We start from the raw sequence: 25,624 nt of genomic DNA on the forward strand, positions 1-25,624 counted from the left end.
CGTCGGCGCCTCGACGACCCGTCCGGACCGTTCGCCGGTTTTCGCGGGCCGCGGCCGAGCCGAGCGACGGATTCGGCCGTATAGCATGAATGAGCGTTCCCGGACCGCCGGGACACGCAGTCGTGTCCGAAGCGCAGTCGAGGGAGGGTGACGTGGGAGTCGTTCAACGGTTCGAGCGCAAGCTGCAGAGTGCCGTCGGCGACGCTTTCGCGCGGGTGTTCGGCGGCGGAGTGGTGCCGGCGGAGGTCGAGGCAGCCCTGCGCCAGGAAGCCCTCGGCGGGATCCGCACGCTCGACGGCGGACACGTCCTCGCGCCCAACGACTACGTCATCACCATCAGCCCCGCCGACCACGAGCGGCTGGCCTCCGACCAGGATCTGACCACCCGCGCGTTCTCCCGTCACCTGCAGGACTACATCGCCGAGCAGGGATGGCAGACCTACGGCGGCGTCGTCGTCCGGTTCGAGGCCGCGCAGTCGCTGCACACCGGTCAGTTCCGCACGGCCGGCCGCGTGGACCCCGACGCGGGGACCGACCGCGACCGCGTCCCCGCCGCCGGTCAGACTCGAGACCGTCCGCACCGTCCCACCCCGTCGACATCAGGAGCCGTCTCCATGACTCAGAATCCCGGGAATCGCACCGAGGGCGACGAGCCCGATCGCGACGCCGGATCCGTCACCCACGGCCCACGCAACGGCAGCGCCTACCCGGGCGAGACCGCGTCGGGCCCGGAGTCGGGCAACCGCGTTCGGCCGCCCGCCGGGTACCCGGGGCGTCCCGCGGCGGACGCACGGTCGCGCGGCCCGGTCGCGCCCTACGGCGCGCCGAACGCCGACCAGGGTGACCGTGCCGACGGCCCCGGCGGCGACCGCGGCCAGGACGATCGCGGCGCGGGCCGGGGCGGCTACGACTCCCCGTACGACCCCCAGTACGACGCGCAGTACGGCCAGGGCGGCTACGGCCGTGGCGGGTACCAGCCGGGCTACGAGCAGGCGGGCCACGACCAGCGCGGCTACGGCCAGGGCGGCTACGGCCAGGGCGGGTACCAGGGTGGGTACGGTCAGGGCGGATACCCGCCGGGTCGCTACCCGCAGGACGATCCGCGCGGCTACGGCCAGGGTGGCCAGGGCGGATATCAGCCGGGCTACGAGCAGGCGGGTCAGGACCAGCGCGGCTACCCGCAGGGCGGGTACGGCCAGAGCGGATACGACGACCGCGGCTACGGCCAGGGCGGGTACGACGACCGCGGCTACGGCCGTGGCGGCTACGACCAGGGCGCGTACGACCAGGGCGGGTACGGGCGGCCGGGTCCGGATCCGCGTGCGTACGGTCGTCCCGACCAGCCGGGTCACGACGCACGACCGGCGTACGACCAGCCGGCGTACGACCAGCCGGGTCACGAGCAGCAGGCCTACGGCCGGGCGCCCTACGACCCGTCGGCCGCGGACTCCCGCGCGTACGGCGGCGGTGCCGGGTACGACGGCGGCGCGGGCTACGACAGCGGCGCGGGCTACGACGGCCCGTCCACCCAGGGCTACCGCGCTCCCGACCTGCACGACGCTCCGGTGGGGACGACCACCGCGACGTTGTCGCTCGAGGACGGCAGCGGACGCCAGTTCCAGCTGCGCGACGGCGCCAACATCGTCGGCCGCGGCCAGGACGCCCACTTCCGGCTCCCCGACACCGGCGTCTCGCGTCGTCACTTCGAGGTGCGGTGGGACGGCCGCGTGGCGACGTTGTCCGATCTCGGCTCGACCAACGGCACCACGGTCAACGGGTCACCGGTGCAGGACTGGCAGCTGGCCGACGGGGACGTGGTGCGGGCCGGGCATTCCGAGATCCTGGTGCGCATCGTCTGATCCGCAGACGGCGGGCGGTCGCACCGACGTGGCGTCGGTGTACCGCCGCTGTCACCCCCTGCCCCTATGATGCTGCGAGGCGGCACACGTGACCCGTGTGCCGGCTCGATCCTGTCCACCCCGTCAACGCTGTCCACCCCGTCGACCACCCCGTCGACGCTGTCGAACCCCGGTCGAGATCCCCGTCGACGACCCACCGGTGCCACGAGGAGGTGATCGCTGTGCAAGGACTCGTGCTGCAGCTCACGCGCGCGGGCTTTCTGGTGGTGCTGTGGCTGTTCGTGTGGGCCGTCCTGCGCACTCTGCGCTCGGACATCTACGCCGCCTCCGGACTCCGCGTGCCACCCCGCTCCCGCAAGACACCGGTGTCGCTGCCGGGCCGCAAGCAGAAGGTGGCCAAGTACCTCGTCGTCACCCAGGGCTCGTTGGCCGGCACCCGCATCACCCTCGGGACGCAACCGGTCCTCATGGGGCGAGCCGACGATTCCACCCTGGTGCTCACCGACGACTACGCGTCCACCCGTCACGCGCGGTTGTCGCCGCGGGGCAGTGACTGGTACGTCGAGGACCTCGGGTCCACCAACGGCACCTACCTCGACCGCGTGAAGGTGACCACGGCCGTGCGCGTTCCGCTCGGCACCCCCGTCCGCGTCGGCAAGACCGTGATCGAGTTGCGCCCGTGACCCTCGTTCTCCGCTACGCCGCTCGCAGCGACCGGGGCCTCGTGCGCTCGAACAACGAGGACTCCGTCTACGCGGGCGCCCGTCTGCTCGCCCTCGCCGACGGCATGGGTGGCCACGCGGCGGGCGAGGTCGCCTCCCAGTTGATGATCGCCGCGCTCGCGCATCTCGACGACGACGAGCCGGGCGACGATCTCCTCGGCAAACTCGAGCGGGCCACCCGCGAGGGCAACGCCACCATCGCCGAGCAGGTCGAGGAGGACCCCGAGCTCGACGGGATGGGCACCACGCTGACGGCCATTCTGTTCGGCGGCCGCAAGATCGGCCTCGTCCACATCGGCGATTCCCGCGCCTACCTGCTGCGGGACGGCGAGCTGACGCAGATCACCCGCGACGACACCTTCGTGCAGTCGCTCGTGGACGAGGGCCGCATCACCGCCGAGCAGGCCCACTCGCATCCGCAGCGGTCGCTCATCATGCGCGCGCTGACCGGCAACGAGATCGAACCCACGCTCACCGTGCGCGAGGCCCGCGCCGGCGACCGCTACCTGCTGTGCTCCGACGGTCTGTCCGACGTCGTGAGCAGCGAGACCATCGCCGACACCCTGCGCGAGGGCGAGAACGACGAGTGCGCCGACCGCCTCATCGAACTCGCGTTGCGCAGCGGCGGGCCGGACAACGTCACCGTCGTCGTCGCCGACGTCATCGACCTCGACTACGGCCAGTCGCATCCGATCCTCGCCGGCGCGGCGTCGATGGACGACGACGAGGACACCCCGCCGCCCAACACGGCGGCCGGTCGGGCCGCGGCCATGCGGCCACCCCGCTCGACGCCGAAGCGGGTCGCGCCGACGCCTCCCCCGGCGCCGGAGAAGACGTCGCACAAGCTGCGGTGGACGCTGGTGTCCGTGGCGCTCGTGGCGTTGCTGGCGGCCGGCGCCATCGTCGGATGGTCTCTGCTGCAACGGAACTACTACGTGGGCACCGACGACGGCCGCGTGGTCGTCATGCGCGGCGTGCCCGGCTCGGTCCTGGGGTACTCGCTGCAGACCGTCGACCTGGTCGGGTGTGTCCGCGAGACCGCCGCGACCACCCCGGGTACGTCGACGGCACCCACCACGACCACCGCCCAGCCGACCACCGCCCCGCCGACCACCGAGGCGTCCGCCGCACCGGCGGCACCCGATGCCCCGGTGGATCCCGCGTCCCCCACAGCTGCACCCACGCAGGCACCCACTCCGGCACCCGAGCCGGAACCCGAGCCCGCCACCGTCGATCTCCGATCGCCGTCCGAGGCCGGTGACTGCCGCGTGCTCGGGGTGGACGATCTGCAGCCGTCGGCTCGCGAGCAGGTGCGGTCCGGGTTGCCGTCGGGAACCCTCGACGACGCCCGGTCGCAGGTGTCGCGCCTGGTGGCGACCGATCTGCTGCCGGTGTGCGAGGAGACGTCGACCACGACGCCGACCACACCGTCGGCCCCGACCACACCGACCGAGACGGCGCCGCCCGCGGATCCCGCCGCGCCGCCGACGGCACCGGTGACGGAGACCGCTACGCCGACGCCGACGCCCGCCCCCGTGGCCGGTCAGACGTGCCGGGTGGGTAGTCGATGACGGCGCCCTCCCAGTCCTCGGCGTCCTTCCCCAGCCCGCCCGGCGGGTTCGCCCCGGCGCCGCCGCAGTCCACCCGGCGCGGCGTGGAAGCAGCGCTGCTGGCCGCCGCGACGCTCATCACCACCCTGTCGTTCGTGCTGGTGGAGGCGAGTCAGGAACAGGCCGTCACGTGGGACCTGGCCAAGTACGGGCTGGCGTACCTCGCGATGTTCGCCGTGGCCCACGCCGCGGTGCGCCGGTTCGCCACGCACGCCGATCCGTTGCTGCTGCCCATCGTGGCGCTCCTCAACGGTCTCGGGCTGGTGTTGATCCATCGACTGGACCTGGCGGCGCAGGAGTCCGCGCGCTATCTGGGCACGGAGGAGCCGTCGCCGGACGCCAACCAGCAGGTGTTGTGGACCGCACTCGGCATCGCGTGCTTCGTCGCCGTCCTGATCCTCGTGCGGGACTACCGAACCCTCGCCCGCTACGGGTACACCCTCGGTCTCGGCGGGCTGGTGTTCCTCGCCCTGCCCGCGGTGCTGCCGTCGTCGCTGTCGGAGGTCAACGGGTCCAAGATCTGGATCCGGTTGCCCGGCTTCAGCATCCAGCCCGGTGAGTTCGCCAAGATCGCCCTGCTGATCTTCTTCGCCTCGGTCCTGGTGGCCAAGCGCGAGCTGTTCACCACCGCCGGCAAGCACGTGCTCGGCATGGATCTCCCGCGGGCGCGGGACCTGGGACCGGTCGTCGTCGCCTGGATCGTCTCCATCGGCGTCCTCGTCTTCGAGAAGGACCTGGGCACGTCGCTGCTGATCTACTCGACGGTGGTGGTGATGATCTACATCGCCACCGAGCGGGTCGGGTGGATCGTCGTCGGACTGACGCTGCTGCTCGCCGGATTCGTGCTGGCCTACAACAGCTTCGGCCACGTCAAGATCCGCACCGACACCTGGCTGGACCCGTTCGCGGACTACAACGACACCGGCTACCAGATCTCGCAGTCGCTGTTCGGACTCGCGACCGGCGGCATGGGCGGCACCGGCCTCGGCAGCGGGCGCCCGTCGCAGGTGCCCTTCGCCAACACCGACTTCATCGTCGCGACGGTGGGCGAGGAGCTCGGTCTCATCGGCCTCGCCGCGGTCCTGATGCTGTACCTGCTGTTCGTGCTGCGCGGGGTGCGGACCGCACTCGCCGTGCGCGACAGCTTCGGCAAACTACTCGCCGCCGGGCTGTCGGTGATCATCGCCGTGCAGCTGTTCGTCGTGGTGGGCGGGGTGACCAAGCTGATCCCGCTGACCGGTCTGACCACCCCCTTCATGTCGTACGGAGGGTCGTCCCTGCTCGCCAACTACGTCCTCGTGGCCCTGCTGATGAAGATCTCGGACGCCGCGCGCGCACCCGTCGTCCCGCAGAAGCGGGCGGCCGCCGGACCGCAGATCGGCGACGCACCCACCCAGGTGGTGAAGCGCTCGTGAACACACCCCTGCGCCGCGTCGCGATCGGCATCATGGCGATGGTCGTCGTGCTGCTCGCCAACGCCACGTACGTCCAGGTCATCAAGGCCGACGATCTGCGGACCGATCCGCGGAACTCCCGAGTGCTGCTCGACGAGTACGCCCGCCAGCGCGGTCAGATCTCGAGCGGCGGCCAGGTGCTGGCCGCGTCGATCGCCACGGACGATCGGTACAAGTACCTGCGGACCTACCCGTCCAACCCGGCCGCGCCGTCCAGCGCTCTGGCCAACGCGCCCGTGACCGGCTTCTACTCGATGCTGTACTCGAGCACCGGGCTCGAGCGTGCGGAGGACTCGGTGCTGAACGGGTCGGACAACCGGCTCTTCGGCAAGCGGTTCTTCGACCTGCTCGCCGGCCGCGACCCCCGCGGCGGCAACGTCGTGACCACCATCGATCCGGTGATGCAGCAGGTCGCGTACGACCAGCTCACCAGCAAGGGATACACCGGATCCGTCGTCGCCATCGAGCCGTCCACCGGCAAGATCCTCACGATGGTGTCCACCCCCAGCTACGACCCCAACGAGCTGGCCTCGCACGACGGTGAACAGACGGCGGCCGCCTGGGAGCGGCTCAGCCAGGACCCCACCAACCCGCTGGTCAACCGGGCCGTCTCGCAGACCTATCCGCCGGGATCGACGTTCAAGGTCGTCGTGACGGCCGCGGCTCTCGCGGCCGGTGCGTCCCCCGACACGCAGTTGACGGCGGCGCCCACCATCACCCTGCCGGACACGGCCACCACGCTCGAGAACTACAACGGGTCCACGTGCGGCGGCGGCGCCACCGCGTCGTTGCGGGAGGCCTTCGCGCGCTCGTGCAACACCGCGTTCGTCGAGCTCGGCATCGACACCGGCGCGGGCGCGGTGTCCGACACCGCCACGGCCTTCGGCGTCGGCGAATCGCAATCGGTTCCGCTGCCGGTCGCCCCCAGCACGGTCGGCGACATTCCCGACGACGCCGCCCTCGGTCAGTCGAGCATCGGCCAGCGCGACGTCGCCCTGACCCCGCTGCAGAACGCCGAGATCGCCGCGACCATCGCCAACCGTGGGGTCCGCATGGCACCGCACCTGGTGGCGCAGCTGCAGGCTCCCGACCTGTCGACGCTGGACACCACCGAGCCCACCTCGCTGGGTCAGGCCGTGTCCCCCGAGGTCGCGGGCACCCTCACCGACCTGATGATCGGCGCGGAGAACAACTCCGGCTCCGAGGGACGCATCCCCGGGGTGCAGATCGCGTCCAAGACGGGCACCGCGGAGCACGGCAGCGACCCACGCAACACGCCGCCGCACGCCTGGTACATCGCGTTCGCCCCGGCCGAGGACCCGAAGATCGCGATCGCCGTCATCGTCGAGGACGGCGGTGACCGCGCCCTGGCCGCGACCGGTGGATCGGTGGCCGCGCCGGTGGCACGCGCCGTACTCGGCGCCGGATTGCAGGGGAGGTGAGCCACGGGATGAACGGTGGACTGAACAGCGGTGCCCTCGTGGCGGATCGCTACCGGCTGATCCGGCTCATCGCCACCGGCGGCATGGGTCAGGTGTGGGAGGCGACGGACAACCGGCTGGATCGCCGCGTCGCGGTGAAGATCCTCAAGCCCGAGTTCTCCGACGATCCGGAGTTCGTGGAGCGCTTCCGCATCGAGGCGCGCACGACCGCGCTGCTGAACCACCCCGGCATCGCCAACATCTACGACTACGGCGAGGTGCGTGACCCGAGCGGTCAGTCGCTGGCCTACCTGGTGATGGAACTGGTCGTCGGCGAACCTCTCAACGCCGTGCTCGGCCGCATGGGTCGGCTGCCGCTGGTCCACGCGTTGGACATGCTCGAGCAGACCGGTCGGGCGCTGCAGGCCGCGCACCGCGCGGGCATCGTCCACCGGGACGTCAAGCCCGGCAACATCATGATCACGCCGGACGGCACGGTGAAGATCACCGACTTCGGTATCGCCAAGGCGGTCGACGCCTCGCCCGTGACCCGCACGGGCATGGTCATGGGGACCGCTCAGTACATCGCGCCGGAGCAGGCGCTGGGACAGGACGCGACGTCGGCGTCCGACGTCTACAGCCTCGGTGTCGTGGGGTACGAGGCCGTCTCGGGCCAGCGGCCGTTCGTCGGTGACGGTGCGCTCACGGTGGCCATGAAGCACGTGCGCGACGCCGCCCCGCCGCTCCCGGCGGACCTGCCCCCGCAGGTGCGCGAGCTCGTCGAGATCACCATGACCAAGGATCCCGCGGCCCGCTACGCCAACGGCGGGGAGTTCGCCGACGCCGTCGCGGCGGTCCGAGCCGGTCGTCGACCGCCGCACCCCGGCACCCCCCGTCCGTCGACGGGCACCACCCGAGTGGTGCCGCCGGTCGCCGGCGGTCCCGCGAGCACCCGCATGATGGGCACCGCGGCCGGCCGGTACGCCGCCGCGACGCCGCGGGAGCCGGAGCCGGATCGGAGCGGCATGAGTCCCGGTCAGAAGGCCCTCGCGTGGGCTGCGGCCGGGTTGCTGCTGCTCGCCGGCATCGTCGCGTTCGGCCTGTTCGTGTTCTCCGAGAGCGGCGGCGGTCCGACGGTCCCGGCGGTCACCTCGACCACCACGCCGACGCCGACCACCACCGAGCCCACCACGACGACGACGCGGCCGACGACCACCACGACGACCACGACCACCACCACCACGACCACGACGACGACCACCGAGCCCACCACCACGACCACCACCACGACGCCGAGCACCACCACGACCACCCCGGGCGGTCTGTTCGACATCCCCGGTCTGGGCGGCAACGGCAACGGGAACGGCAATGGACCGGGCAACGGGCCGGGTAACGGCGGACCGGGAGGAGGACAGCGATGACGACACCGCGCAAGCTGTCCTCTCGCTACGACCTCGGCGAGATCCTGGGCTTCGGCGGCATGTCGGAGGTGCACCTCGCCCGCGACGGTCGCCTGGACCGCGACGTCGCGATCAAGGTGCTCCGTCAGGACCTCGCCCGTGACCCCACGTTCTACCTGCGGTTCCGCCGCGAGGCGCAGAACGCCGCCGCGCTGAACCATCCGGCCATCGTCGCGGTGTACGACACGGGCGAGGCCGAGACCGAGACCGGTCCGCTGCCGTACATCGTCATGGAGTACGTCGACGGCGAGACGCTGCGCGACATCGTGCGCGCCGAGGGTCCGATGGCCCCCAAGCGGGCGATGGAGGTCATCGCCGACGTGTGCGCGGCGCTCGACTTCAGTCACCGCAACGGCATCGTCCACCGGGACGTCAAGCCCGCCAACGTCATGATCAACCGTGCCGGCGCGGTCAAGGTGATGGACTTCGGTATTGCCCGCGCCATCGCCGACAGCTCGAGCCCCATGACGCAGACCGCTGCCGTCATCGGCACCGCCCAGTACCTCTCACCGGAGCAGGCCCGCGGCGAGCAGGTCGACGCGCGCTCGGACGTGTACTCGCTCGGCTGCGTGCTGTTCGAGATCCTCACCGGCGAGCCGCCCTTCACGGGTGACTCTCCGGTCGCCGTCGCCTACCAGCACGTGCGCGAGGATCCGCGGTTGCCCTCGTCCGTCAACGCGGACATCCCGGGCGAGCTCGACTCGATCATCCTCAAGGCGATGAGCAAGAACCCGGCCAACCGCTACCAGAGCGCGGCGGACATGCGGTCGGACCTGATCCGCGTGCTCGGCGGTCAGCGCCCCAGCGCCCCGATGGTGATGAGCGACGACGATCGCACCACCATCTTCGGTGGTGCCGACGGCCCTCGCGTGCCGGATCGCGGACCGACGGACGTGCCGCCCCGCACCAGCGGTCGGCACGCCGAGCCCGTGCCCGACGACGGACGTCGCAGCCGCGGCAAGATCGCCCTCGCCGCCCTGGCCGCCCTCGTCGTGGTCGGAATCGTCGGGGCGTTCCTGTGGAATCTCGGGCCCGGCGCCGAGGCGCGGTCGGTGTCCGTTCCGGACGTCACCGCCCTCTCGGCCGACGACGCCCGGACCACGCTCGAGAACGCGGGCTTCCGTGTCGACGTGCAGCAGCGCACCGACGCGACGGTGCCCGAGGGTGCCGTCATCGGTACCCGGCCGGTCGCCGGTACGACGGTCGACGAGAACAGCACCCTCGTGCTCGAACTCTCGACCGGACCGGAACAGATCCAGGTCCCGGCGTTGACCGGGCTGACCAGCGACGCCGCGGCCGCCGCCCTCGATCAGGCCGGGTTGACCCTCGACCGGTCCGTGGGCCGGGCGCCGTCCGCGCGCGACCAGGTCGACAAGGTGGTCTCCCAGGAGCCGGCGCGCGGCTCGACGATGGTGCAGGGTTCGGCCGTGCGCATCACGCTCGGATCCGGTCCGCGCCAGGTCCGCGTGCCCGACGTCGTGGGGCAGAACATCGAGGTGGCGCAGCCGAACCTCGCCGGGGCGGGCTTCGTCGTCGACCGACGCAGCGTCGACTCGACCCGGCCCGCGGGCGAGGTCGTCTCGACGTCCCCGGCCGGTGGTGGCTCGGCGAGCGAGGGCGACACGGTCACGGTGCAGGTGTCCAACGGCGCGCAGTTCCTGCTGCCCGACCTCACCGGCCAGACACCGGTGCAGGCCGTCGACACGCTCCGCGCCGCCGGGTGGCAGGGCACGGTGGCCGACCTCGACCAGGTGGACGTGCCGACGCTGGACACCGGCCAGGTCAATCGCATCCAGCAGCAGGCCACGCCCGAGGGGACGACCCTGGCGAAGACCGCGCGGATCGGCGTCTCGGTGGGCAAATTCGGCCTCTGACGGGCACCCCCCGCGCCACCTCGGCCGCGAGGATGGACGCGGACCGCGAGGATCGCGCGCGGACCGCGACGGTCAGACCCGGGCCGCGCCCTCGAGGGTGCGGACCAGCGTCTCGGACGGCGCGTCCCCGCACACCTCGAGCCAGTTGGCCAGCATGCGGTGCCCACCGTCGGTCATGACCGACTCGGGGTGGAACTGCACCCCGTGCACGGGAAGTTCGCGGTGTCGCATCGCCATGACGATGCCGGTCTCGGTGGTGCCGGTGACCTCGAGCTCGTCGGGAATCGTCTCCGGGCGCACCGTCAGCGAGTGGTAGCGGGTCGCGGTGAAGGGATCCGGCAGGCCCGCGAGGACACCCTGCCCGGTGTGGTGCACCCGGCTGGTCTTGCCGTGCAGCAGTTCCGGGGCCCGGTCGACGACACCGCCGAACGACGCTCCGATCGCCTGATGCCCCAGGCACACCCCCAGCAGGGGAGTCGCGGTGCGGGCGCAGGCCTGGACCATGTCCATGGTGACGCCCGCGCGGTCCGGGGTGCCGGGCCCGGGGCTGAGCAGAACGCCGTCGGCGCGGGCCACGGCGGCGTCGACGTCGAGCAGCTCGGGATCGTCGTTGCGCAGCACGGTCGGCCGTGTGCCCAGCTGGCCGAGGTACTGGACCAGGTTGAACACGAAACTGTCGTAGTTGTCGACGACGAGAATGCGCATGCGAGCAGCCTAATCGCGTGAGTGGTGTGGTCCCCACCGACGCCGTCGGGCACGCACCGCGGCGGCGATCGTTCCGAGCACCAGCAGCAGACCGAGTCCCTGCAGGCCGGGTGAGTCGTCGGCGCCGCCGGCGATGACCGCGGCGACACCGACGACGATCCCGGCGAGCGTGAGCGACCAGCGGACCCACGTCACGGCCGTCACTCCTCCACCCACTCGAGCAGGTCTCCGGGCTGACACTCCAGCACCCGGCAGATCGCCTCGAGCGTGCTGAAGCGGATGGCCCGCGCCCGCCCGTTCTTGAGAACGGCCAGGTTGGCGGGCGTGAGTCCCACCTGGTCGGCGAATTCCCCGACCCCGATCTTGCGTTTGGCCAACTCCACGTCGAGACGCACCACGATCGGCATCAGATCACCGCGTCGAGGTCGGTCCGCAGGTCGGTCGCCTGGCGCAGGAGCGCCCGCATGACCACCATCAGCAGCGCGGCGACGGCGATGACGACCACCATGAGGAAGAGGAGCAGGGGCAGTCCCGGATCGGTCGCGGCGAACCCCACGGCGAGGAAGACCACCACCAGCACCGCCCAGGCGGCGACGATGGCACCGAGGATCACGTCGACCCACCGCCGCGACGACGCGGTGAAGATGCGGTTGCGCTGCACGAGCGTGAGCAGTTTCCAGGTCGCGACCACCACGACCTGGATGCACAGCACCCAGAAGATCGACACCGCGGTCAACGGCCAGCGCAGGCCGGCGTCCTCGGGGCTCTCCTCGGCGAGGTGGGCGAACTGGCCCGGCAGCGAGAACACCTGGAGGACGACCAGCACCGCGAACAGGACGGTGAGGACGAGACGGAGGAGGGGAACCACTCGACGTTCGATGGACATACACCGACTATCGACATCGATCTATCGATTGTCAACAGATCTGGTCGAGCCGTCAGTCGAGCCGACCCAGTATGCACGGGCGGCGACGATAGAGTGTCGATCGACGCCGGGGCACGCACCGCACGCCCCGCCCAGATGCCCCGCCCCCGGAATGAGGACGCCCGATGCCGAAGTCGAAGGTCCGGAAGAAGACCGACTACACGCTCGACCCGACCAACCGCACACCCGTCAAGGTGAAGGCGGCGCCGTCGAGCACGCTCTACCTGTCGGTGATGTTCGGTTTCATGTTGCTCGGTTTGGTGTATCTCATCGTGTACTACCTCGCCCAGGACGACATCGCGTGGATGGCGAACCTCGGAGCCTGGAACCTGCTCATCGGTTTCGGGTTCTGGATCATCGGCCTCGTCATGACGATGAAGTGGCGGTGACCGGCGGTTGCGGCGTCGTGCGCGCGCGAATTACACGCGTGTTGTTCATCAACAGTGTGGATAACTCCTGTGGATAACTCGTCCCCGGGCTCGGCCCGCACGTGGGGGACACCTCCGGCGCTGCTCGCGGTGTTGGTGATCGGCGGCGTGGTTCTGCTCGTGGCCGCCGCGCTGACCAGGGGCGATACGGCCGGGCAGCTGCTGATCGGACTGGCGGCGCTGTGCGCACTGGGTCTGGCCGCGGTCGGTGCCCGGCGGCGCCCCCAGCTCACGCTGACCGACGACGCTCTCCATATCAAGGGAATCCGCGGCGTGCGTCGCTACACCCGGGGCGACGTCGACACCGTTCGTCTGGTGCCGTACCCGCGACTCGGTCGGCGCGTCCCCATGATCGAGATGGATCTGCGCGAACCCGACGCGTCCGAGCGCCTCGTCATCCTCGGCCGGTGGGATCTGGGTACCGATCCGCGGACGGTGTTCGACGAGCTCGACGCCGCCGGGTGGGTGCCCGAGGGCTTCTCGTCGCGGTAGCCGCTCGGCCGCGGTGAGAGTTCGGCGGAGTCGCTCAGCCGAGCAGCACGCCCGCCCGCACCACCACGGCGAGCAGGGCGAGAACGCCGACCCCGGCGACGCCGACCCAGCCGAGCAGGCGCGTGCGCGCGGGATCCCCGCCGCGCAGGAAGAGCACGGCCGCGGTGGCGGCGGCGCCGGCGGCGAGACCACCGAGATGCCCCCACAGCGAGATGCCGGGGATGGCGATCGACAGCACGATGTTGAGGCCGATGATCGCGAGCACGGGCGTCGGGCTGCGCCGCAGGCGAACCAGGACGACGGCCTGGGCGCCGAGCAGTCCGAACACCGCACCGGACGCCCCGACGGTCGCCGACACCGGCGAGGCCAGCCACATCACGGCGGCGGCGCCGCCGAGCAGGGACACGGCGTACACGGCGAGGTAGCGCGCGCGGCCGAGTACGGCCTCGCAGTCCCGACCGATGACGTACAGCGCGAACATGTTGACCGCGAGATGGACGATGCCCGAGTGCAGGAAGCCGCTGCCGACGACACGGGCGTAGTCGCCGTCGGCGACCAGGATCGGGACCAGGGCGAACGACCGGAACAGTGCGCTCGCCTGATTGCCGACACCGCCGGCCTGCGCGGCGGTGAGGGCGTAGACGGCGACGTTGATCGCCATCAGCGTGAAGGTCACGACGGGCGTCGCGACGGCGGTGCGAAGCGTGCCACCGGCAACGGTGCGGGCCTGCGGCACCGAGCCTCCGGCGGCGGCCACGCAGTCGACGCAGTGCTGCCCCACGGACGCGGGGCGCAGGCACTGCGGACAGGCGGGCCGACCGCATCGAGTGCAGGACAGCCCGGTGGGAACGGTCGGATGGCGCACGCAGCCCGGCTGGGGCGGCATCGGAGCGCCGCCCCAGCCAGGTGTGCTCATCAGGAGATGGTGACGCGCTCGATGACGACGTCCTCGACCGGACGGTCGCCGCGGCCGGTGGGCGTCGTGGCGATCTCGTCGACGACCTTCTGCGACGCAGGGTCGACGACCTCGCCGAAGATGGAGTGACGACGGTTCAAGTGGGGGGTCGGGCCGACGGTGATGAAGAACTGCGACCCGTTGGTGCCGGGGCCGGCGTTGGCCATCGCGAGCAGGTACGGACGGTCGAAGGACAGTTCCGGGTGGAACTCGTCGCCGAACTTGTAGCCGGGGCCGCCGGTGCCGGTGCCCGTGGGGTCACCGCCCTGCAGCATGAAGCCGGCGATGACGCGGTGGAAGATGGCGCCGTCGTAGAACGGGCCTTCCGACGTGCCGGCGGCGTTCTTGGTGCTGTACTCCTTGGTGCCCTGCGCGAGACCGACGAAGTTCTCGACGGTCTTCGGCGCGTGGTTGCCGAAGAGCGCGATCTGGATGTCGCCGCGGTTGGTGTGCAGCGTCGCTGTCTGGGTCTGAAGTGGTGAGGTCACGTCGTCCATCGTGCCAGGCGCCCGATGTGCGAAGGTGAAGGCATGACGACTGCACCGGATCGTGCGACGGCGAAGAAGGCCCTGGGGATCGCCCGCGAGACGGCGACCACCCTGGCGAAGGGCCCGGCGGCCACGGGATTCGTGGTGACCCGGAAGGGTGTGCAGGTGCTGCGGGCACGTCGCGCCCGCGCCCGCGAGGACGGTGGGGTGTCGACGCCCGTGCGTGCACCGCGTACGACGCGCCGGTCGGGTCGATCGCGCGTCCTGCGTCTGGGGTTGCTCGGCCTGGTTGCCGCCGCAGCCGCCGGTGCGATCGCCGCGGCGCGATCGCGCCGCACGGAGCTGCCGCCCCCGGCCGCCGAGCCGCCGCGTCTCGACACGCCCGTGACCGGGACGTCACCGCAACCGCAGCAGTAACCGGAGAACGTCGGCGACGTCGATCGAGCGTGACCCGGGCACCACCTCGGTGCCCGCCACGACGGCCGCGACGTTCGACGCCGACACGCTGCCCGCGTCGAGGTACGCCGAGTGGCCCATGGCCCCGTCCGCGGCCAGCACCGTTGCTCCGGGGAGCTCGCTGGGATCGGTGCCGAACCGGCCCAGATCGGCCACCGGGTCGGTCGGCGCCTCGAGCACGAAGGGCGCCGGTGCGTCGGGCGGCGGGTCGTTCCACCCCGGCGACCCCATGAGCACCACCGCGTCCGCCGATCCGCCGTCCCGGAGGGCCTCCGCCGCGAGGACCGTTCCGTAGGAATGCGCGACGACGGCCACGCGGGGTGCGTCGTCGGTCAGGTGCCGGGGCATGTCCACCGCGCGCAGGGCGTGGGCCAGTGCCTCCGCGCCGGCACGGGCCGGGCCGAGGCCGGCCACCGATCGAGCCGGGTCGACGAGCTCGCCGTTCCAGGCCGGCGCCTCGTAGCCGAGCCACGTGATGCCCGCGACCACCTGGTCCGTGCGGCGCCCGGCGTCGGCCACGATGCGCGCGGTCTCCTCGTCGCGGGCGGCGAGATCGCCGTCGACCGTGGTCCCGGCGCCCGGGACGAACACCGCCACGCGATCCGCCCCGTCGATCGGCCCGACCGCGACGGCGACGGTGGTGCGGCGCGGGCCCTGGTCGTACTGCACGAGGCGTCGGCCGGGTTGCGCGAGCACGGCAATAGTCGAGTCGAGCGCGGCCAGCCGGGCGCGTGTCTCGGCCAGACCGGCGTCGGCGTCGGTCGTCAGGCCGCCGAGAAACGAGCGCTCCACCTCCGCGGCCAGGTCGCGTTCGACGCGGCGCAATGCCTCTCGATCGGCGAGCAGCCGCGGCCGGTGCACCGCGTCGAGCACACTCGCGGCGTCGACCCCGGCCGCGGCGGACGCGGCGTCGACCCCGGCCGCGTCACCCCCGTGTCCCGAAGTCGTGAACGCGGCCGCCACCCGCGCGTCCAGCTCGGTGCAGACGACGTCGTCGGGCGCGCCCCACCGTTCCAGCGCCGCACGTTCGTCCCCCGCGTCGACGGCGACGGCGCCCAGCCGTCGCAGCGTCGACACCGCGTCGTCGAAGCCGGCGAGAAGGGTGCGCACCCCGGTCCGAGCGGCGGTGGCCGCGGGGCCGTCCCAGTCGCTCGGGCGGAGGCAGACGGCGACGCGGTCGAGCACCGACTCGAGTTCCGTCACCGCCACCGTGAGCATCCGCCCCCGCTGCCACATGTCCTGTGCTTGCCACACGTCCCGCCCCGTCCACTCGTGACGGGCCGTTCCAGCGACGGTCCGTCCCCCACAGTGGACCGCACCGCACCGACCGCTCGGGCCGTTCATCCCCGGGGTGCGCGGTTGTCCCCGGGCGCGGCCGTCACCGGCTGTCGGCGGACGCGCCCGCGTCCTCGACCACCGCGCGGGGGACCGGGCGCGCCAACCGGTCCGCCCCGCGGGCGCGCTTCGCGCGGTAGAGCTCAGCATCGGCGGCGCGATAGATCTCCGACCAGCGCCGCACCGTCGGCATGCACACCAGCCCCACGCTCCACTCCGCCGAGTGCGCGCGGCGTAGTTCGTCGAGCAGGACGGCGGCGTCGTGCTCGGTGGTGCCCGGCATGAAGAGGACGAACTCGTCGCCCCCGAGCCGGCCCAGGACGTCCCCCTTGCGCAGCCGCGCCCGCCACGACGCCGCCACCCGCTCGAGGAGAACGTCGCCCGCGATGTGCCCGTACCGATCGTTGACGGTCTTGAAGTTGTCCAGGTCGAGCACGGCCATGCTGACGGGCAGACCCCGGGCGGCGTACGTCGGCAGCAACTTCTCCACACGCGCCTCGAGGCCCTGCCGGTTGAGCAGGCCCGTGAGGGGATCCCGGTTCGCGGAATGCCGCATCCGCCGACTGTGATTGCCGAAGAACTCCGCCGCGGCGACGATGCCCAGCGCGGTCAGCAGGTACGCGACGGCGGGCATGGTGGACGGGGACAACGCGGCGGCGACGACGCATCCGGCGAGGAGTACGACCACCCACACCCAGCCGCCGCGCTCGCTCCAGTACCCGGTCAGCTGCATCGCGAGGAGCATGGCCGCCTGGGTCAGGAGCAGGTAGGCGACGGCGCCGTCGGACGTCAGGAACACCGCCCACAGGCCTCCCACCGCGACTCCCGTGGCGATACCCAGGGTGCGGGTGGGAGTGGGGTGCGGGCCGAAGTGGACCAGGGCCGCGGCCACGGATTGCGCGACACCGACGACGATCATGACGACGGTGCCCGACGTCGTACCGGAGAACGCGACGGCGCCGGCCACGAAGAGAATCGACGTGAGGCCGAGATACGCCACCAGCGCGGTGGACGCCTCGAGGCGGCGGGCTGTGTTCACGTCAGCCAGTATCGGGGACGCCGGCCGATCACGGGACACCGCTGCCGTGGTGAATGGTGAGCAAGTGTGGGGACGATCGTCCCGAGAGAAGAGAGGGAGTGGAGCCTAGGAGATTCGAACTCCTGACATCTGCCTTGCAAAGGCAGCGCTCTACCAACTGAGCTAAGGCCCCGTCTCGGTGTCGGACAGCGAGTGCCAGACGCGACTCTCACGCACGATGGCGCGAATCGCGGCCGCCGTGGCGACCACCACGAGTGAGAGGGCGAACTTCATCGGTGACCTCCACACTCGATCGTGGGCCTAGGAGGACTTGAACCTCCGACCTCTTCCTTATCAGGGAAGCGCTCTAACCGCCTGAGCTATAGGCCCGCACCGTCGATCCGGGCAGCACCGTGATGCTTTCCGAACCGAGGCACGAGATTACCGCACCGCGCGGCCAGGACCAAAACGCCGCCGGCCGCCGACCGCGCGGTCCGTCAATCCCGGTCCGCGAGAGTCACTTCCAGCCCACCGACCAGGTCGGAGGACAGGTTGTAGACGAAGGAGCCGACCGTGGTGAGCGCGGTGAAGAGAACCACGTTGATCAGACCGATCACGGCCGCGTAGCCGAAGATCTGACCCGCCGACACCAGACCGGCGTCGCCGGACGAGGCCACGATGTCGGAGAACGCGTTGTTCAGCCGATCCCAGACCCCCATGCCGTCGAGCACGAGGTACAGCAGCCCGACGGCCACCATCCACACGAAGAACAGCGACACCGAGATCACCAGGGACAGCTTCAGCATCGACCACGGGTCGAGCTTCCGGACCTGCACGGTGGCACGCAACGGCTCACCGGGCGCCGACGGACGCGGTGTCGCGACCGGGAGGGCCCGCTCGGTGCGCGGTTCCTCGTGACCCGGATGCCGCACGGTGGACAGATCCGGCATGTCCGTCGGCAGATCCTTGCGCTCGATGTTGCGCGTGGGTCCGTCGATGACAGCGGCCTTGCTCGCCTTCGCACCGCCGTCGGATCGGCCCTGCGCCGCGGGGCCGCTGGGGCCGCCGGAGCCGCTCGGTCCGACGGGTCCCGCCGGAGCGCCCGGGCCGGCCGGAGGCCGGGGGCCGGCGGGGGGTCGAGGCCCTGCCGGCGCCGCGGGGCCGGACCCCTGCTGTCCGGACCCCGGTTGCACCGACGAGGCGGACCCCGCCTGGCCGGGTCGCTGCTGCAGGTTGGTCTGCGGCTGACGCTGCGGACCCTGCTGCACCCGACCCTGCTGCCCTGGAGACTGCTGGCCCGGGCCCTGCTGCGGACCCTGCTGCGCCGGGCGGGCCGGACCCTGCTGCGCCGGACCCTGACCGGCGGGCCGCGGCGGAGCGGCGTCCGCCCGCGGGGTCCCGGTGGGGGGTGTGGCGTCGGAACCGGTCGGCGCGCCGTCGGCTCCGGTGGGGCGACCGGCTGCGGGCGTGTCGGGATTGGTCACGGTGCTTACGACTCCTTCGATCCGTCGGTGTCTCCCGTCGGGAGATCCTCCGGCTCGTCCGCGTTGCGTGCGATGGCCAACAAGGTGTCGCCGTCCCCGAGGTTCATCAGACGCACGCCCTTGGTCTGGCGTCCGGCCCGTCGAACCTGCTTCGCCGCGGTGCGGATGACACCGCCGCTCGAGGTGATGGCGTAGAGCTCGTCGTCGTCGTTCACGATGAGCGCTCCCACCAGCGTGCCACGACGGGCGTCGAACTGGATGGTCAGCACGCCCTTGCCGCCGCGTCCCTGGGGCGGGTAGTCCTCCATGGCGGTGCGCTTGGCGTAGCCGCCGGAGGTCGCGACCAGCAGGTACGTGCCTTCCTTGACCACGTTGAGCGAGAGCAGTCGGTCCTCGCCGTTGAAGCGCATGCCCTGCACGCCGGAGGTGGCGCGGCCCATCGGCCGCAGGACCTCGTCGGTGGCGGAGAACCGGATCGACTGACCCTGGGCGGAGACGAGCAGCAGGTCGTCGTCGGCGCTGCACAGGACCGCGCCCACCAGCTCGTCGTCGCCGCGCAGGTTGACGGCGACGATGCCGCCGGACCGGTTGGAGTCGAAGTCCGAGAGCTTGGACTTCTTCACCAGGCCGGCCTTGGTGGCGAGCACCAGGTAGGGGGCGTCGTCGTACGTCTTGATCTGGATGATCTGCGCGATGCGCTCGTCGGGCTGGAACGCGAGCAGGTTGGCGACGTGCTGGCCGCGCGCCGTGCGATTGGCCTCGGGCAGCTCGTACGCCTTGGCCCGGTAGACCCGGCCCTTGGTGGTGAAGAACAGGATCCAGTCGTGCGTCGAGCAGACGAAGAACTTGCTGACGATGTCGTCCTGCTTGAGTCCGGCGCCCTGCACGCCCTTGCCGCCGCGCTTCTGCGAGCGGTACAGGTCGGTGCGGGTGCGCTTGGCGTAGCCGGTCTCGGTGATGGTGACGACGACGTTCTCCCGCGCGATGAGGTCCTCGTCGCTGACGTCGCCGTCGCTGGCGATGATGCGGGTCCGGCGATCGTCACCGTGCTTCTCGACGATCTCGGCGAGTTCGCTGCGGACGATCTCGCGCTGGCGCTCCGGCCGGTCGAGGATGTCCTTCAGGTCGGCGATCTCGAGCTCGATGGCGGCGAGGTCGTCGACGATCTTCTGACGCTCGAGCGCGGCCAGACGACGCAGCTGCATCGCCAGGATCGCGTCGGCCTGGATCTGGTCGACGTCGAGCAGGTCCATCAGGCCCTGGCGCGCGACGTCGGCGTCGGCCGACCGGCGGATGAGGGCGATGACCTCGTCGAGCGCGTCGAGCGCCTTGACCAGTCCGCGCAGGATGTGGGCGCGTTCCTCGGCCTTGCGCAGCCGATACCGCGTGCGCCGGACGATGACGTCGAGCTGGTGGGTGACGTACAGCCGGATCATCTGGTCGATGCGCAGGGTGCGCGGCACGCCGTCGACGATCGAGAGCATGTTGGCGCCGAAGCTGGTCTGCAGCTGGCTGTGCTTGTAGAGGTTGTTCAGCACCACCTTGGCCACCGCGTCACGACGCAGCTTGATGACGATGCGCATGCCGACGCGGTCCGAGGACTGGTCCTCGATGTCCGAGATGCCGGCGATACGACCGTCTTTCAGCTGCTCGGCGATGGAGGCGATCATGTTGTCCGGGTTGACCTGGTAGGGCAGCTCGGTGATGACGATCTGCGTTCCACCGCGCTCGCCCTCCTCGATGTCGACCACACCGCGCATGCGGATGGATCCGCGGCCGGTGCGGTACGCGTCCTCGATGCCCTGCGAGCCGACGATCAGTCCGTGCGTCGGGAAGTCCGGGCCCTTGATCCGCTCGATCATGGCCTCGAGGGCCACGTCCTCGGGGGCGTCGTAGTTGTCGAGCGTCCAGTACACGCCCTCGGCGAGTTCCCGAAGGTTGTGCGGCGGAACGTTGGTCGCCATGCCGACGGCGATACCGCCGCTGCCGTTGGCGAGCAGGTTGGGGAAGCGGCTGGGCAGGACCGTCGGCTCGAGCGTGCGACCGTCGTAGTTCGCGACGAAGTCGACGGTCTCCTCTTCGATGTCCGCGAGCATCTGCATCGCGAGCGGCGTGAGGCGACATTCGGTATAGCGCATGGCCGCCGGACCGTCGTTGCCGCGCGATCCGAAGTTGCCCTGGCCGTCGACCAGCGGGTAGCGCATCGACCACGGCTGCGCCATGCGCACCAGCGTGTCGTAGATCGAGCTGTCACCGTGGGGGTGGTAGTTGCCCATCGTCTCCGCCACGGGCCGTGCGGATTTCACGTAACCGCGGTCGGGGCGGTAGCCGTTGTCGAACATCGCGTAGAGCACGCGACGGTGCACGGGCTTGAGGCCGTCGCGCACCTCGGGCAGCGCGCGTCCGACGATCACGCTCATGGCGTAGTCGATGTAGCTGTTCTGCATCTCCTGCTGGATGTCGACAGGCTCGATGCGGTCCGAGGTGGGGCCGTCCCCACCGGTCGGCGGGAGGGTGGTGTCGGTCATGCTGATCTCCTTGTGCGAGACCGCATCCCGCGCACAATCGGTCGTCCGTCGGGACGGCCACCGGGCGCGGGCGCGGCTGGTCGCTACACGTCGAGGAAGCGAACGTCCTTGGCATTACGGGTGATGAAACTGCGGCGAGCCTCGACGTCCTCACCCATGAGGATGGAGAACAGCTCGTCGGCGGCAGCGGCGTCGTCGAGGGTGACCTGCCGCAGCACGCGCACGCTCGGATCCATCGTGGTCTCCCACAGCTCCTTGGCGTTCATCTCGCCCAGACCCTTGTAGCGCTGGATGCCGTCGTCCTTGTTGATCTTCTTGCCCGCGGCGAGTCCCGCCTCGAGCAGACCGTCGCGCTCGCGGTCGGAGTACGCGAACTCCGGTTCCGCGCCGCGCTGCCACTTGAGCTTGTACAGCGGCGGCATCGCGAGGTAGACGTAGCCGTGCTCGACGAGCGGGCGCATGAAGCGGAACAGCAAGGTCAGCAGCAGCGTCGAGATGTGCTGCCCGTCCACGTCGGCGTCGGCCATGAGCACGATCTTGTGGTACCGGAGCTTGGCGATGTCGAACTCGTCGTGGATGCCCGTGCCGAACGCCGTGATGATCGACTGGACCTCGGTGTTCTTCAGCACGCGGTCGATGCGCGCCTTCTCCACGTTGATGATCTTGCCGCGCAACGGAAGAATGGCCTGGTACATCGAATCGCGGCCCGACTTGGCGGAACCGCCGGCGGAATCGCCCTCCACGATGTAGATCTCGCACTTGCTGGGATCGTTGGAGCGGCAGTCGGCCAGCTTGCCGGGCAGGCCGCCGATGTCGGTCGCGCTCTTGCGCCGCACCAGATCTCGCGCCCGTCGCGCCGCGGTCCGCGCCTGCATCGAGGCCACCGCCTTGCTGACGATGAGCTTCGCCTCGGCGGGGTTCGCCTCGAACCAGTGCGTCAGGTGCTCACCGGCGGCCTTCTGCACGAAGGACTTCACCTCGGTGTTGCCGAGCTTGGTCTTGGTCTGTCCCTCGAACTGCGGCTCGCCGACCTTCACGGAGATGATCGCGGCCAGACCCTCGCGGATGTCGTCGCCGCTGAGATCGCCGTCCTTCTCCTTGACGAGCTTCTTCTCCTTGGCGTACTTCTTCACCACCGTCGTCAACGCGGTGCGGAACCCTTCCTCGTGGGTGCCGCCCTCGTGCGTGTTGATGGTGTTGGCGAAGGTGTGGACCGACTCGGTGTACGTCTGGTTCCACTGCATGGCGATCTCGAGCTCGTGGCCGGTTCCCTTGGCGCCGAAGCCGATCACCGACGGGTGCTGCGCCGTCTTCGACTTGTTGATGTAGCGGACGTAGTCCTCGAGACCACCGGGGTAGTGGTAGGTCTTGGTCTTGACCTTGGTGTCCGCGTCGCCCTCGGCCTTCGGCATCTCGGCGAGCTCGTTGTCCGCCGTCTCGTCGGCGATCCGCTCCGCGTCGGACGCGCGCTCGTCGGTCAGCACGATGGTCAGTCCCTTGTTGAGGAACGCCATCTCCTGCAGCCGCCGCGCGACGGTCTCGAACTTGAAGACCGTGGTCTCGAAGATGTCCGGGTCCGGCCAGAAGGAGATCGACGTCCCGGTGCGGTCCGTCGGCTCGCCCTTCTTCAGCGGCCCCGGAACGGACCGGTCGTAGGTCTGCGTCCAGTGGTGGCCGGCGTTGTCCACCTCGGCGAGCAGCGTCGTCGACAGCGCGTTGACCACGGAGATACCGACACCGTGCAGACCGCCGGACACCGCGTAGGAGTCGGAGTCGAACTTGCCGCCGGCGTGCAGCTGGGTCATGACCACCTCGATGGTGGGGATGCCCGACGCGTGCATGCCGGTGGGGATACCGCGGCCGTCGTCGACCACCCGGACGCCGCCGTCGGCGAGCAGGGTGACCTCGACGGTGGTGGCGTGGCCGGCCATCGCCTCGTCGACCGAGTTGTCGACGACCTCCCAGATCAGGTGGTGCAGTCCGCGCTCACCGGTGGATCCGATGTACATACCGGGGCGCTTGCGCACCGCCTCGAGTCCCTCGAGGACGGTGATCGACGACGCGTCGTACTGCTTGGACTTGTCGCCGGGTGTGTCGCTCTTCCCCGAATTCCGGTCGGCCACGATCAGCTGTTCTCCTTCACGCCTCGTCCGCTCCCCCGCACACACCGGGACCCCGGTGACGTCGGCAGAGGACCTCGACCGAATGCGCGCGGCGCCACGACGGGGCCGCGCTCGGTGGTCTGTACCGGTCCATCGTACCGGTAACCGACGGCGAGAGCCGCACCTTGCCGTGCGAAACGCGGCCTCAGTGCCACAGAGACGGACTTTCGCGCCCTTCTGCGGGTCCGATCATGGGTCCGGGCGGTCGGGAACGTCCACGCGGTCAGAGGTCGAGAACCAGATCCTCTCCGGCCGCCCGCGAGACGCACACCAACATGTGGTCCTCCCGCTCGGCCGGGGACAGCCGCCGATCGCGGTGGTCCGGCGTTCCGTCCAGCACGCGAACCCGGCACGTTCCGCAGAACCCCTGCCGGCAGGAGTAGGCGATGTCCGGTCGGGCCTCGCGCAGGACGTCGAGGGCGGTGCGGTCGGACGGCACCTCCACGGTCTCCTCGGACCGGGCGAGCGTGATGCGGAACGGTTCCCCGGACACCACCGGCGGCGGCGAGAACCGCTCCAGGTGCAGCCGCGTCGCACCGGTCTGCTCGATGCCGCCGCGCACCAGATCCATCATCGGGGGCGGACCGCAGGTGTAGACCGAGCCGCCGTCGGGAGCGTGCCGCAGGAGGTCGGCCGCCGTCGGCAGACCGTCGACGTCGTCGCTGCGCACCGTGACGCGCTCGGGCTCCCACGTGGAGATCTCGTCGAGGTAGGGCGTCGCCGCGCGGGAGCGACCGGTGTGCACCAGGTGCCAGTCCATCCCCACCGCGCGGGCACGACGCACCATGGGCAGGATCGCGGTGATCCCGATGCCACCCGCGACGAACAGCGCGGAACCGGCGGCCACGAACGGAAAAGCGTTGCGCGGCCCCGTGATCACGATGCGGTCGCCCACCTCGAGGCCGTGCATCTCCCGCGAACCCCCGCCGCCGTCGGGAATCAGCCGGACCGCGATCGTGTACGCGTCCGACTCGAGCGGATCACCGCACAGGGAGTACTGACGTCGTCGTCCCGAGGGGAGTTCGACGTCGACGTGACTGCCCGGATGCCACGAGGGCACGTCCTCGCCGTCGACCCGGCGGAAGGTGAACTCCACGACGTTCTCGTCGACGCACACCGTCCGGCGCGCCACGAGGGTCATGTCCAGCCGGCGGACGACGGTCGGCGCCCCGACCCCCCGGAACTCCGACAGATCGAGCATGGCGAAGACCTTGTCGAGCCCGTCGGTGATCTGGGCGAGCGCCTCGTCCTGCTCCGGCCCGCCGAACAGATCCGTCGGAATGGTGCGGCTGGCCCGGTATCCGCGCACCGTCTCGAGGACGCGGGCGGCTTTGCGCCGTCGGCTGCTCACGTCGCGGCGGCCCGCGCCGCGGGCGACGACGCGAGGTAGTTCACGGCCAGCGCGGTGGAACTCTCCTGCGAGGGGTGGAAGTCCTTGGCGAAATACCGCACCGACGCCTTGGCGATGTCCTTCGCCGAGGGGAACAGGCCGGCCTTCATGACCCGGCGAACGTCGCGCAACCGCGCCTTGCGCTGCGACGGCGGCAACGTCGGATCGTTCTCCATCATGAACTTCAGTCCGCGTCCCCACATCGAGACGATGGACGGCGTCACCATGATGTAGGTCCGGACGCGGCGCCACCGGCTGGTGTCGAAGTACTGCAGCACGTCGAACGCGACCGCCCGGTGCTCCACCTCTTCGGCCCCGTGCCAGCGCACCAGGTCGAGCATCGTCGGATCGATGTCGGCCTCGTCGAGTGCCGGTTCGGTGAGCACCCAGTGGCCGAGGAACGACGTCAGGTGCTCGATGGCCGCGATGAGCGACAGGCGTTCGACCAGGCTGTTCTTGGTGTCCGTGGGTCGCTTGTCCAGCGCCACCCGGAACAGGTATTCCATGTGGCTCACGTACGGGGTCGGGTCGAGGCCGCGACTCTTCAACCAGTCGTGCACGCCGGTGTGCGCCTGGGCGTGCATCGCCTCCTGGCCGATGAAGCCGATGACGTCCTGACGGAGCTTCTCGTCGTGGATCATCGGCAGCGCCTCGGTGAACACGCGCACGAACCACTCCTCGCCCTCGGGGAGGAACAGGTGCATCACGTTCATCAGGTGGGTGGAGACGACGTCGTCGTTCATGTAGTGCATGCGCATGTCGTCCCAGCGGAACTCCACGTCCCGCGCGGTCAGCGTCACAGGTCCCGGGTCGTTGGTCACCGACACGATTGTTCCTCCTCAGCCCTGGTGAGCGGTA

At 70.6% G+C, this 25,624-nt stretch carries 23 protein-coding genes and 2 tRNA genes; 10 read left to right on the forward strand and 15 right to left on the reverse strand.

Features of this window, described 5'->3' with window-relative positions; translation table 11 throughout:
* The first annotated feature begins 152 nt into the window (after positions 1-152).
* The 7 genes from HQ603_RS09745 to pknB all read left to right on the forward strand — a co-directional run bounded on the left by HQ603_RS09745 (position 153) and on the right by pknB (position 10,400).
* The gene (locus HQ603_RS09745) at positions 153-1,859 is read left to right on the forward strand and encodes a DUF3662 and FHA domain-containing protein (RefSeq protein ID WP_308126443.1); all 1,707 of its coding nucleotides are present in this window, start codon (positions 153-155) and stop codon (positions 1,857-1,859) included.
* Between the two features lie 221 nt (positions 1,860-2,080).
* Positions 2,081-2,542 carry an FHA domain-containing protein FhaB/FipA gene (locus HQ603_RS09750; RefSeq protein WP_068106642.1) on the forward strand — a complete coding sequence of 154 codons (462 nt, stop codon included), beginning with the start codon at positions 2,081-2,083 and terminating at the stop codon, positions 2,540-2,542.
* A complete protein-coding gene (locus HQ603_RS09755) occupies positions 2,539-4,152 on the forward strand; it encodes a PP2C family protein-serine/threonine phosphatase (protein WP_222684349.1) in 1,614 nt (537 codons plus the stop codon). Before HQ603_RS09750 ends, HQ603_RS09755 begins: the two co-directional genes overlap by 4 nt.
* Positions 4,149-5,606 carry an FtsW/RodA/SpoVE family cell cycle protein gene (locus HQ603_RS09760; protein ID WP_222684350.1) on the forward strand — a complete coding sequence of 486 codons (1,458 nt, stop codon included), beginning with the start codon at positions 4,149-4,151 and terminating at the stop codon, positions 5,604-5,606. The genes HQ603_RS09755 and HQ603_RS09760 overlap by 4 nt, the downstream gene beginning before the upstream one ends.
* A complete protein-coding gene (locus HQ603_RS09765; RefSeq protein ID WP_222684351.1) occupies positions 5,603-7,087 on the forward strand; it encodes a peptidoglycan D,D-transpeptidase FtsI family protein in 1,485 nt (494 codons plus the stop codon). The genes HQ603_RS09760 and HQ603_RS09765 overlap by 4 nt, the downstream gene beginning before the upstream one ends.
* Positions 7,088-7,095: 8 nt before the next feature.
* The gene (locus HQ603_RS09770) at positions 7,096-8,487 is read left to right on the forward strand and encodes a serine/threonine-protein kinase (RefSeq protein WP_222684352.1); all 1,392 of its coding nucleotides are present in this window, start codon (positions 7,096-7,098) and stop codon (positions 8,485-8,487) included.
* Positions 8,484-10,400 carry a Stk1 family PASTA domain-containing Ser/Thr kinase gene (gene pknB, locus HQ603_RS09775; RefSeq protein ID WP_222684353.1) on the forward strand — a complete coding sequence of 639 codons (1,917 nt, stop codon included), beginning with the start codon at positions 8,484-8,486 and terminating at the stop codon, positions 10,398-10,400. The genes HQ603_RS09770 and pknB overlap by 4 nt, the downstream gene beginning before the upstream one ends.
* Positions 10,401-10,472: 72 nt before the next feature.
* Here pknB and HQ603_RS09780 read toward each other — a convergent pair whose 3' ends face one another.
* From HQ603_RS09780 to HQ603_RS09795, 4 genes are read right to left on the reverse strand one after another with little or no spacing between them, the layout of a single operon-like run.
* Positions 10,473-11,105 (reverse strand): aminodeoxychorismate/anthranilate synthase component II, encoded by a 633-nt coding sequence (locus HQ603_RS09780; protein WP_222684354.1) that lies wholly within the window; start codon positions 11,103-11,105, stop codon positions 10,473-10,475.
* A gap of 9 nt (positions 11,106-11,114) precedes the next feature.
* The gene (locus HQ603_RS09785; RefSeq protein ID WP_222684355.1) at positions 11,115-11,300 is read right to left on the reverse strand and encodes a hypothetical protein; all 186 of its coding nucleotides are present in this window, start codon (positions 11,298-11,300) and stop codon (positions 11,115-11,117) included.
* 5 nt (positions 11,301-11,305) lie between these two features.
* On the reverse strand, positions 11,306-11,512 hold the full coding sequence (locus HQ603_RS09790) for a helix-turn-helix domain-containing protein (protein ID WP_222684356.1): 207 nt from the start codon (positions 11,510-11,512) through the stop codon (positions 11,306-11,308).
* Positions 11,512-11,991: a DUF2975 domain-containing protein gene (locus HQ603_RS09795; RefSeq protein WP_222684357.1), complete on the reverse strand. Its 480-nt coding sequence runs from the start codon at positions 11,989-11,991 to the stop codon at positions 11,512-11,514. The genes HQ603_RS09790 and HQ603_RS09795 overlap by 1 nt, the downstream gene beginning before the upstream one ends.
* A gap of 164 nt (positions 11,992-12,155) precedes the next feature.
* Between HQ603_RS09795 and crgA the strand changes: the two genes are divergently transcribed.
* Both crgA and HQ603_RS09805 read left to right on the forward strand, forming a co-directional pair.
* Complete coding sequence (crgA, locus tag HQ603_RS09800; protein ID WP_222684358.1) at positions 12,156-12,419, forward strand: cell division protein CrgA; 264 nt, start codon at positions 12,156-12,158, stop codon at positions 12,417-12,419.
* Between the two features lie 69 nt (positions 12,420-12,488).
* Positions 12,489-12,950 carry a PH domain-containing protein gene (locus HQ603_RS09805; protein WP_222684359.1) on the forward strand — a complete coding sequence of 154 codons (462 nt, stop codon included), beginning with the start codon at positions 12,489-12,491 and terminating at the stop codon, positions 12,948-12,950.
* 34 nt (positions 12,951-12,984) lie between these two features.
* Here the strand turns inward: HQ603_RS09805 and HQ603_RS09810 are convergent, their stop codons facing one another.
* Together HQ603_RS09810 and HQ603_RS09815 are read right to left on the reverse strand one after the other, a co-directional pair.
* Complete coding sequence (locus tag HQ603_RS09810) at positions 12,985-13,866, reverse strand: rhomboid family intramembrane serine protease (protein WP_222684360.1); 882 nt, start codon at positions 13,864-13,866, stop codon at positions 12,985-12,987.
* Entirely contained in the window at positions 13,866-14,402 is a 537-nt protein-coding gene (locus HQ603_RS09815) for a peptidylprolyl isomerase (protein WP_222684361.1), read from the reverse strand. Before HQ603_RS09815 ends, HQ603_RS09810 begins: the two co-directional genes overlap by 1 nt.
* Before the next feature lie 33 nt (positions 14,403-14,435).
* Between HQ603_RS09815 and HQ603_RS18925 the strand changes: the two genes are divergently transcribed.
* Positions 14,436-14,810 carry a hypothetical protein gene (locus HQ603_RS18925; protein ID WP_261773639.1) on the forward strand — a complete coding sequence of 125 codons (375 nt, stop codon included), beginning with the start codon at positions 14,436-14,438 and terminating at the stop codon, positions 14,808-14,810.
* Here HQ603_RS18925 and HQ603_RS09825 read toward each other — a convergent pair.
* From HQ603_RS09825 to HQ603_RS09865, 9 genes are all read right to left on the reverse strand, one after another.
* Positions 14,790-16,085: an alpha/beta hydrolase gene (locus HQ603_RS09825; RefSeq protein ID WP_222684362.1), complete on the reverse strand. Its 1,296-nt coding sequence runs from the start codon at positions 16,083-16,085 to the stop codon at positions 14,790-14,792. The two genes, HQ603_RS18925 and HQ603_RS09825, sit on opposite strands and share 21 nt — an antisense overlap.
* 142 nt (positions 16,086-16,227) lie before the next feature.
* Complete coding sequence (locus HQ603_RS19110; RefSeq protein ID WP_222684363.1) at positions 16,228-17,223, reverse strand: GGDEF domain-containing protein; 996 nt, start codon at positions 17,221-17,223, stop codon at positions 16,228-16,230.
* A gap of 99 nt (positions 17,224-17,322) precedes the next feature.
* Positions 17,323-17,395: transfer RNA gene (locus HQ603_RS09835), tRNA-Ala, on the reverse strand.
* 123 nt (positions 17,396-17,518) lie between these two features.
* A tRNA-Ile gene (locus HQ603_RS09840) sits at positions 17,519-17,592 on the reverse strand.
* A 107-nt stretch (positions 17,593-17,699) separates the two neighbouring features.
* The gene (locus HQ603_RS19115) at positions 17,700-18,686 is read right to left on the reverse strand and encodes a DUF3566 domain-containing protein (RefSeq protein WP_308126444.1); all 987 of its coding nucleotides are present in this window, start codon (positions 18,684-18,686) and stop codon (positions 17,700-17,702) included.
* 5 nt (positions 18,687-18,691) lie between these two features.
* The gene (gene gyrA / locus HQ603_RS09850) at positions 18,692-21,214 is read right to left on the reverse strand and encodes a DNA gyrase subunit A (RefSeq protein ID WP_222684364.1); all 2,523 of its coding nucleotides are present in this window, start codon (positions 21,212-21,214) and stop codon (positions 18,692-18,694) included.
* Between the two features lie 83 nt (positions 21,215-21,297).
* Positions 21,298-23,337 (reverse strand): DNA topoisomerase (ATP-hydrolyzing) subunit B, encoded by a 2,040-nt coding sequence (gene gyrB, locus HQ603_RS09855; protein ID WP_308126445.1) that lies wholly within the window; start codon positions 23,335-23,337, stop codon positions 21,298-21,300.
* A 262-nt stretch (positions 23,338-23,599) separates the two neighbouring features.
* On the reverse strand, positions 23,600-24,727 hold the full coding sequence (locus HQ603_RS09860; RefSeq protein ID WP_308126446.1) for a PDR/VanB family oxidoreductase: 1,128 nt from the start codon (positions 24,725-24,727) through the stop codon (positions 23,600-23,602).
* Positions 24,724-25,593 carry a metal-dependent hydrolase gene (locus HQ603_RS09865; protein WP_371831034.1) on the reverse strand — a complete coding sequence of 290 codons (870 nt, stop codon included), beginning with the start codon at positions 25,591-25,593 and terminating at the stop codon, positions 24,724-24,726. The genes HQ603_RS09860 and HQ603_RS09865 overlap by 4 nt, the downstream gene beginning before the upstream one ends.
* Positions 25,594-25,624 lie beyond the last annotated feature (31 nt).

The sequence above is a fragment of the Rhodococcoides corynebacterioides genome, from assembly GCF_019834675.1.
GTDB lineage: Bacteria > Actinomycetota > Actinomycetes > Mycobacteriales > Mycobacteriaceae > Rhodococcoides > Rhodococcoides corynebacterioides_A.